This is a genomic window from Lutibacter sp. Hel_I_33_5 (assembly GCF_007827455.1).
Classification (GTDB): domain Bacteria; phylum Bacteroidota; class Bacteroidia; order Flavobacteriales; family Flavobacteriaceae; genus Polaribacter.
In genome coordinates, this window is sequence record NZ_VISM01000001.1 from 1,545,604 (window position 1) to 1,554,057 (window position 8,454).

The window sequence follows — 8,454 nt, forward strand, 5'->3', positions numbered from 1 at the left end:
TTACTTTTTTAAAATTTTCATTCCAAGAATATAAACCAAACTAGGAACTCCTATCCATTTTAATTCACTAATAAGTACTTTTAACCCCCATTCAGAAAAGAATTTTGAGATTCCTATTGGTGATACTTTTATCACTTTCCAAGGAAAAAAATAACGTGTGTTATCAAATGGACTCAATAATGCAACTCCTCTACCTCCAGTAGTTAAGGCATCTAATAAACTGTGAGAAATTGTACATAAAAAGAAACAAAAACTTAATAATAGAAACTTTTTCTTATCGCTTTTAAAAAGTGAATAATAAAAAATTGTAGCAACTAAAAGTCCATTAAAAACTGCAAAAAAGATGGAATGGGAAAATCCACGATGTCCCCAAAATGAACTGTAAGAAATTCCAAAATTAAATCCGATGACATCTAAATCTGGTAAAAGGGCACAAATAATACAAATCAACCAAAACTTACCAGATTGTTTGATTTTAGGAAATGAAGATCCAATAGCAATTGCTGCAACGGCATGACCAAAAACAGAAGCCATTAACTTTTCTTTTTTAGAAAAGCATATACTGGAAAATGATCTGAAAAACCGCCTTGATACCATTTCCCAATATAGGTTCTAAAAGGACTTCCTTTAAATTTACCTCTATATATTTTTAGCCAATCTTTATTAAAAACTTCGGCATGTTTAAAATATATTTTACCTGTTTTTTTCTCTAAAAAATTCTTTGAAAAAATAATTTGATCAAACAAATTCCATTTACCATCATACGTTAACGTTCCCGTTTTTTCTTTATCTAACAAACTTTCCATCGGATTGTAAAAATCGTCTAAAACTAAATGTCGTTTCACACTTTTACTAGTTGGATCGTCATTAAAATCACCCATGATAATAATTTTAGGGTCAGCTTCTTTTTCTTTTATTTCAGCAATAATAGCTCTAGCTGTTTCCGCAGAAGTAATTCTTTTATGCTCCGTAACATCTGCGCCATCTCTTCTAGAAGACCAATGATTTACCAAAATATGCACCAATTCGCCATGTAAATTTCCACTTACTTTTAGAATATCTCTTGTATAATCTCGTTCACCTTCTTCATCAGCTAATAAAATAGGTGTCGTTTTAGAATCGATTAATTCAAACACTTGTTTGTTGTACAACAGAGCTACATCAGTTCCACGTTCGTCAGGAGAATCGTAATGTACAAAGCCATAATGATGCTTTCTCAAATTTGATGAATCTACCAAATCTTGTACAACTCTTGCGTTTTCTACTTCAACCAAACCAACAATTGCTGGCGGATATTTAGACCTACTTAATCCTAATTGAGAAATTACAGAACCTAATTTTTTAATCTTAACTTTATATCGCTTATAATTCCAATTTTTCTTTCCTTTTGGTGTAAAATCATCATCATGTGTTTTAGGATTGTCAACCACATCAAATAAATTTTCTACATTATAAAACCCAATTGTAGTGATACTTTTTTTCTGTTTTGATGAAGAAATCGATGGAAACATTTTCTGAAATTTAGATTCTGAAAAGTACGAAAATAAGTTAACTTTGCAGTCTATGATCGATGCTAAAAAAGTAACATCTGAGAAAGCTGTTTTAATCGGAATTATCTCTCAGCAACAAAATGAAATTCAGTCTGAAGAATATTTAGATGAGTTAGAGTTTTTAACCTTAACTGCTGGAGGAGTTTCCGTAAAACGTTTTGTTCAAAAAATGGAAAGACCTAATCCTAAAACTTTTTTAGGAACAGGAAAGCTTGAAGAAGTAAGTCAATTTATTCAATCTAATAATATTGGAACTGCCATTTTTGATGATGAACTTTCGCCTGCGCAATTACGAAATATCGAAAAGATTTTAGATTGTAAAATTTTAGATAGAACCAATTTAATCTTGGATATTTTTGCGCAAAGAGCACAAACAAACTCAGCTAAAACACAAGTAGAATTAGCACAATGTCAGTATTTATTACCAAGATTAACACGTCTTTGGACTCACCTCGACAAACAAAAAGGTGGTATTGGAATGCGTGGTCCTGGAGAAACAGAAATTGAAACTGATAGACGTATTATTCGTGATAAAATTACCCTTTTAAAGAAACGATTAATCATTATTGATAAACAAATGGCAACGCAACGTAAAAACCGTGGAAAAATGGTTAGAGTTGCTTTAGTGGGTTATACCAATGTTGGAAAGTCTACGTTGATGAATGTGATTAGTAAAAGTGATGTTTTTGCAGAAAATAAATTGTTTGCTACACTGGATACTACCGTTAGAAAAGTTGTGATTAAGAACATTCCATTTCTAATGACAGACACGGTTGGGTTTATTAGAAAACTTCCTACTCAATTAGTAGAATCGTTTAAATCTACTTTAGATGAAGTTCGTGAGGCTGACTTATTATTGCATGTAGTAGATATTTCTCATCCAAATTTTGAAGATCATATTGCTTCTGTAAACACTATTTTAGATGATATAAAATGTGCAGACAAACCTACTTTAATGGTTTTTAATAAAATTGATGCATATAAACATGAAACGATTGACGATGATGATTTAGTAACTGAAAGAAGTAAAATTCATTATACGTTAGAAGATTGGAAAAATACTTGGATGAATGATTTAGAAAAAGAATCGATCTTTATTTCTGCTTTAAACAAGGATAATTTGGATGCTTTTAAAGAAAAAGCTTATGAAGAAGTGAAGAAAATTCACATTCAACGTTTTCCTTATAATGACTTTTTATATTATGAGTACAAAGAGGAAGAATAGTAAGTACTTATTCTTTATCACTCTCATCAATAATTCCTAAACGTTTTGCTCTTCTTTCCCAAGATCTACGTGCTAATTGTTGTAAATCAGCAACATTATCACTTTCGTCCATAATTTCTTGACCCAGTAAAGTTTCTATCACATCTTCTTGAGAAACTAATCCGCTTACAGAACCATATTCATCAACAACTAAAGCTATATGTTCTCTTTGTTCAATTAGTTTTTCAAACAAATTAGGAATAGGTAAGTCACGTTTAGTTACTAAGATCTCTCTTTTTATAGATGATAAAGGCTTTTCTCCATTTCCTTTAATGATAGCTTCTAGCATATTATCTTTTAAAAAGTAACCTGTAATATTATCAGATTTCTCTTTAAAAACTGGTATTCTAGAAAAACGTAACGTTTGATTTTCGTCATAGAAAGTTTGGATTGTTTGCGTTTCATCCACAGTTTTTAAAACCGTTCTTGGAGTCATTATATCTTTTGCTTCAACTTCTTTGAAGTTTAGCATATTTCTAATCACCTTACTTTCCGACTCTTGAAAAACCCCTTCTTCTTCAGCAATTTCTGTCATCGCTGTAAAATCTTCTCTACTTAATACAGAACCATGGGCATTTTTACCTCCTATCAATTTTGTAGTTAATTGTAACAACCATAAAATTCCAGTCCATTTTAATGGAAAAATCAACATATTTAATGTTTTGGCTGTAAAGTTTCCTAGCTTTTTCCAATAGGTTGCACCAATTGTTTTTGGGATGATTTCTGAAACTACTAAAATTAAAAGGGTCATAATTGCAGAAACAATTCCGACAATATTTATCCCAAGAAAATCAATCTTAAAAGGTAGTGATTCTGCTTGTACACCAACTAAAATAGCACCTACGGTGTGTGCAATTGTATTTAGAGTAAGAATAGCAATTAAAGGTTTATCAACATCTTTTTTTAATGCTTCTAATTCTGAGGCGTACGCTTTGCCTTCGTTCTTTTTTACATTAATAAATGTTGGTGTAACACTTAGAAGTACAGCCTCTAAAATGGAACATAAAAATGAAAAGAAAATAGAAACAGTTGCGTAAATAATTAACAGCGTCATCAAAAGTAATTTTAGCTAAAGTACAAAAAAACAAAACCTCAAGAGTTTATCTTGAGGTTCTAATTTTATTTTAATTCTTTTTATATTGAATAATTGATTCCAAATAACCAATATGATTGTAATTTATTATCTACTGTATTAAACGTTGCAGCAGGAATAGTAATCAATGTATTTTTTAAAGCTTCTTGTTTACTTTTTCTTAAACCAAACTCAAATCCTAAACCAATACCTTTCCATAAAGTATAACCAAAAGAGTTAATCCAAGCCCAGTTAGAAAAATCAGTACTTCTATAACTTTGGAAAGCTGATAAGTTAGATTTATAGTTTACAGCACCAAATTTTGTAGTATAGTCAGCAAAGATTTTAGTACCCGCAGATGAAACAAAAATATTGTTTGTTGATGCAAAAACCCAGTTATAATTTAATGGATGAAACACAACAACTAAATTTTTAATTGGAGTCCAAGTAATACCAGCCCCTATATCTAGATAACCTGGGTCATTAAAATTATTAATTAATGTAGTTCTATATTCTCCTAAAGCAGAAACTGCCAATTTATCAGATAGTTTATATCCATATAATGAACTTAACGTAAAAACATCATTTGTTCCATTAAAACTATCACTATCTGTGGATATGTCTGTGTTATCATTTTTTACCCAAGAAAGATTTACATTCAAAGAATTTCTCCAAAAATACTTATCTTCATCTAAATTTGCATAACCACTACCAACTATACCTATATTCCCAGCAGAAGTGTTTGGTGCTCCTTGAGCATACCAATTGTTAAATCCTGAAACATTCATACCAAATGTACCAAAAGCTCCATATTTCCAACCTGGAAATTGATCTATTTTACCTTGTATTGCATTAGCTTCCCCTTGTAATTTTCCTATCTCGCTATTTTTCTTTGCAAGTTCTTTTTTTAACTCATCAACCGTTTGAGCTTTTATTGTATTTACTAAAAAAGCAAATAAAAATAATAATGATATTTTTTTCATTTTTGATATTTTTTAATTTACAAAATTAATCTTTTTTATTTAGACCTAAAATTATTTAATAAGTCACTTTTTCATGAAAACTATAATTAACCCCAAGTCCAAAAAGTTGTCTAAATTGTATTCTTCCAGAAGAATTATCATCCATAATTGTATGAAAAGTCATTTGCATTTTAATATGTTTATTGACTATAAAACGAATGTTAGATTGATAGTCTATATCTATATTTTGAGGTTTGTTTAAATAATCTGAATAGACCGCTAGAATATTTTCCATTTCTATATTTTCCATTAGATTAAATTTAAAATAGCCTGCTAAATTAAATCCTAAACCAAAAGATGAATTTTTTCCTTGTTCTACCCCAAATTTTCCAGAAAAAACATCATTTACAAACGTAAATCTAGCTGTTGCAGGTGCAATATTTAGATTTAAATTATCAGATTTTTTCCAAAGCATTCCAGGTCCAAAACTTAAATATGCAGGCGAAAAAAAGTTAGAAACTTCTACTTTAGGTTCTACTTTGTAATTATAACCCGTTGTATATTGTGTTTTAAAATTGGTAATAAAAGAGAAAAACCAATAGTCTTTAGATTTTATACCTAAGAGTGAGTTAAATTCAAAACGATCATCAGTTTTTCTATATCCTTTTTCGCTTAAATGACTTAACCCATAACTTGTAATTATTCTACTATCCCAGTTTATATTGTCTTTCTTATAATTAAAATCGTAATTAATATTGATGTTACCCGCAATTGTGTTTTCACCTCCAGAAGCCCAATTAGAAAAAGTTGATTGATTGAAAACAAATGCAAATCTTCCATGAACTTTCCATTTTGGAATACTATCTGTTTTCTGCTGACTAAAAAGCATTATAGTAAAGAATAGGAAAAAAAAGTAGAGTGTTTTTTTCAAACTATAGTTTATTCGCAAAAATAAAATAATCTTACTTATCATCACAAAAAAAGACTAATTACATGAAGCAATTAGTCTTTTTTTTTGTGATTAAATATTTATTATTCTTTCAATCTCATAATAATAAATTCAGTTCTTCTATTTAATTGATGTTCTCCTTTAGAACATCGTACTCCGTTTGCGCAACCGTTAGTGAGTTGTGTTTCTCCATATCCCTGCGCTGTAATTCTATCTTGTGAAATACCATTATTTACAATATATCTCATTGTAGACTCTGCTCTTCTTTTTGATAAAGCTTCGTTGTATGAATCTCTTCCTCTTGAATCTGTATGTGAAGTTGCTTTGATAATCATCTTTGGATACTTCTGCATTATGCTTATTATATAATCCAATTCTTGTGATGCATCTGATCTGATTGTTGATTTATTGGTAGCAAAGTAAATAGGTTTGATATTAATAATCATCTCATTTCTGCTGTTATAAGCCAATCCATCTGCTAAACCTAAATCAAAATTTAGGTCTAATGCTAACTCTGCCTTGTCTGTGGTATTAAAAGTATCTTGATCTGGCTTATAGTATTCCTTTGATGCAATAGCGGTGTAATTATTATTACAGGGTAGTTTATAACTAAACTTTCCTTGTAAGTCTGTCATAATTGTTGCTACTGTTTTACTGTCTTTTGTTTGTTTTATAACCACCTTAGCATTGGCTAGTGGAATCTTTAATTGTTTGTCTTTTACATACCCTGTTACACTTTGTTCACATGGTTTGATAATCTTTATTTCTTCTTTCCTCTGCTCTGTAAAACCATAAATATCATCATCTCCTAATCCTCCTGCTCTGTTCGATGAGAAATACCCTCTTCTTGGATTTTGAGTTTCATTGATGATAATTCCAAAGTCATCTGCACTACTATTTATTGATGTTCCTAAACTTGTTGCTTTATCTTTACTATTTAGGTTGTACTTATATATATCTAAGCCTCCTAAACCTTTTCTTCCGTCTGATGAGAAATACAATTTGTTGTCTTTGGTTACAAACGGAAACATCTCTTTTCCTGTTGTGTTGATATCTTGTCCTAGGTTCATTACTTCTCCATAGCTTCCATCTTCATTTATTTTAACCTTGTAGATATCCGTCTTTCCAAAGCCGCCTTCTCTATCTGAGGTAAAATACAGTGTTTTATTATCTGCACTTAAGGCTGGATGTCCTGTGGAGAATTCATCACTGTTAAAAGGGAGTTCTTCTAAATCTTTCCAAGCTGTATCGTCTTCGTTTCTTGTTGCTTTGTAGAGTTTTAGTTTGTTGATTCCTTTTTTATCGGTTTTATAGCGTTTCTTATAATAATTGTTACGTGTAAAATATATTGTTTTATGATCGTTTGTAAACACGGCATTAGATTCATGATAGGTCGTGTTTAACTTACCGATTGAGAAGTAATCTATCTCTTTAACTAAGTTCGTTGAATCTTCTACTTTGGCTATGTATAGGTCTAAAAAGGTTCTCTTGTCTTTTCCCCAACGGTGTCTTACCGTACGTTTGTCTGGTCTTTCTGAAGCAAAAACTACATTGTCTTTATAATACATCGGACTAAAATCTGCTCCTTCTGTGTTAATGCCTTCTACGCTATAAACGCTATAAGTAGTTTCTTGTGCGTTTATTTGTGTAGTACCCAGTAGCAATATTAATGCTACGATGATACTTTGTTTTATTGTCTTTTTAATATTGTGTACATATGTTTTCATGGCCTATCGTTTTTAAAAGAATCTTGGTGATTTTATCTTATCACTAACAAATGAAAAATCAAATAATAAAAACACCTCATGGGAGCCTGAATTAAATTGTCCTAAATTACTAACCGTATGATCATAGGCATAGCCTAATCTCAGGTTGTTAGTTGCTCGTACATTGATAAGGGTTGATATAGAATCATCAAAACGGTATGAGAGTCCAAATTCTAGTTTATCATTCAATAGTATGTTTCCTGATAGGTCTATCGAGGTTGGTGCTCCAGGTGCGGTCTTGACCATAAATGAAGGTTTGAACTTTAAAGTTTCACTTAAATCAAATACATATCCACTGGTAATAAAGTAATGGGCTACATCACTTGCTTTTGTTATACTTCCTCCTGCCTTATCAAAATGGAGGGTCTTTAACATATTGGGTAAAGAGACTCCTGCATAGAACTTATCAGTATAATAAAAAACTCCTGCTCCAAAGTTTGGGAGCGCTCTGTTAATTCGATTGGCAAAAGCCACATCTCCTGGGTTGGTTGTTTGGATAAAAGGCAAGTTCACATCTAAAAAGGAGAATCCTGCTTTTAATCCTAAGGCTAAGTGTTTGTCCTCTCCTACTTGCAGGGTATAACTAAAATCTGCATACGAGCTTTGTTCTCTTACAGGTCCTAGTCGGTCTGCTATAATAGAGAGTCCTAATCCTACCTTCTTTCCTACAGGTGCATGAATTCCTAGTGCGACTGTTTGGGGTGCGCCTTGGATACCAATCCACTGGCTTCTACCTAAAAAGTTAACCGTCATCGCTTCTTGTGATCCTGCATAAGCTGGATTCACAATATTCATATTGTACATATAATGCGTGTACTGTGGGTCTTGCTGAGCGTAAATACTTACGCTCAACAGCATTAATAACCCTACTAATATCTTCTCTAATTTCAT

The 8,454-nt window shown here is 31.3% G+C and carries 8 protein-coding genes; 1 reads left to right on the forward strand and 7 read right to left on the reverse strand.

The window, feature by feature from the left end; all coding sequences use genetic code 11:
* Window positions 1-534, reverse strand: a complete 534-nt coding sequence (locus OD91_RS06905; RefSeq protein ID WP_144895653.1) for a metal-dependent hydrolase — start codon at window positions 532-534, stop codon at window positions 1-3.
* The gene (locus OD91_RS06910) at window positions 534-1,511 is read right to left on the reverse strand and encodes an endonuclease/exonuclease/phosphatase family protein (RefSeq protein ID WP_144895654.1); all 978 of its coding nucleotides are present in this window, start codon (window positions 1,509-1,511) and stop codon (window positions 534-536) included. The genes OD91_RS06905 and OD91_RS06910 overlap by 1 nt, the downstream gene beginning before the upstream one ends.
* A gap of 52 nt (window positions 1,512-1,563) precedes the next feature.
* On the opposite strand from OD91_RS06910, the gene hflX reads away from it, so the two are divergent.
* Window positions 1,564-2,775 carry a GTPase HflX gene (gene hflX / locus OD91_RS06915; RefSeq protein ID WP_144895655.1) on the forward strand — a complete coding sequence of 404 codons (1,212 nt, stop codon included), beginning with the start codon at window positions 1,564-1,566 and terminating at the stop codon, window positions 2,773-2,775.
* A 7-nt stretch (window positions 2,776-2,782) separates the two neighbouring features.
* Here hflX and OD91_RS06920 read toward each other — a convergent pair whose 3' ends face one another.
* The 5 genes from OD91_RS06920 to OD91_RS06940 all read right to left on the reverse strand — a co-directional run bounded on the left by OD91_RS06920 (window position 2,783) and on the right by OD91_RS06940 (window position 8,454).
* Window positions 2,783-3,868, reverse strand: a complete 1,086-nt coding sequence (locus tag OD91_RS06920) for a CNNM domain-containing protein (RefSeq protein WP_144895656.1) — start codon at window positions 3,866-3,868, stop codon at window positions 2,783-2,785.
* 80 nt (window positions 3,869-3,948) lie between these two features.
* Window positions 3,949-4,869 carry a DUF3078 domain-containing protein gene (locus OD91_RS06925; protein WP_144895657.1) on the reverse strand — a complete coding sequence of 307 codons (921 nt, stop codon included), beginning with the start codon at window positions 4,867-4,869 and terminating at the stop codon, window positions 3,949-3,951.
* A gap of 55 nt (window positions 4,870-4,924) precedes the next feature.
* A complete protein-coding gene (locus OD91_RS06930; RefSeq protein WP_144895658.1) occupies window positions 4,925-5,737 on the reverse strand; it encodes a DUF3078 domain-containing protein in 813 nt (270 codons plus the stop codon).
* A 143-nt stretch (window positions 5,738-5,880) separates the two neighbouring features.
* Window positions 5,881-7,524 (reverse strand): OmpA family protein, encoded by a 1,644-nt coding sequence (locus tag OD91_RS06935; RefSeq protein WP_144895659.1) that lies wholly within the window; start codon window positions 7,522-7,524, stop codon window positions 5,881-5,883.
* 12 nt (window positions 7,525-7,536) lie between these two features.
* Window positions 7,537-8,454, reverse strand: a complete 918-nt coding sequence (locus tag OD91_RS06940; protein ID WP_144895660.1) for a type IX secretion system membrane protein PorP/SprF — start codon at window positions 8,452-8,454, stop codon at window positions 7,537-7,539.

Coding starts and splice junctions, on each gene's coding strand:
- OD91_RS06925 (WP_144895657.1), bottom strand. CDS start 4,869: ATGAAAAAAATATCATTATTATTTTTATTTGCTTTTTTAGTAAATACA.
- OD91_RS06935 (WP_144895659.1), bottom strand. CDS start 7,524: ATGAAAACATATGTACACAATATTAAAAAGACAATAAAACAAAGTATC.
- hflX (WP_144895655.1), top strand. CDS start 1,564: ATGATCGATGCTAAAAAAGTAACATCTGAGAAAGCTGTTTTAATCGGA.
- OD91_RS06920 (WP_144895656.1), bottom strand. CDS start 3,868: ATGACGCTGTTAATTATTTACGCAACTGTTTCTATTTTCTTTTCATTT.
- OD91_RS06940 (WP_144895660.1), bottom strand. CDS start 8,454: ATGAAATTAGAGAAGATATTAGTAGGGTTATTAATGCTGTTGAGCGTA.
- OD91_RS06930 (WP_144895658.1), bottom strand. CDS start 5,737: ATGCTTTTTAGTCAGCAGAAAACAGATAGTATTCCAAAATGGAAAGTT.
- OD91_RS06910 (WP_144895654.1), bottom strand. CDS start 1,511: ATGTTTCCATCGATTTCTTCATCAAAACAGAAAAAAAGTATCACTACA.
- OD91_RS06905 (WP_144895653.1), bottom strand. CDS start 534: ATGGCTTCTGTTTTTGGTCATGCCGTTGCAGCAATTGCTATTGGATCT.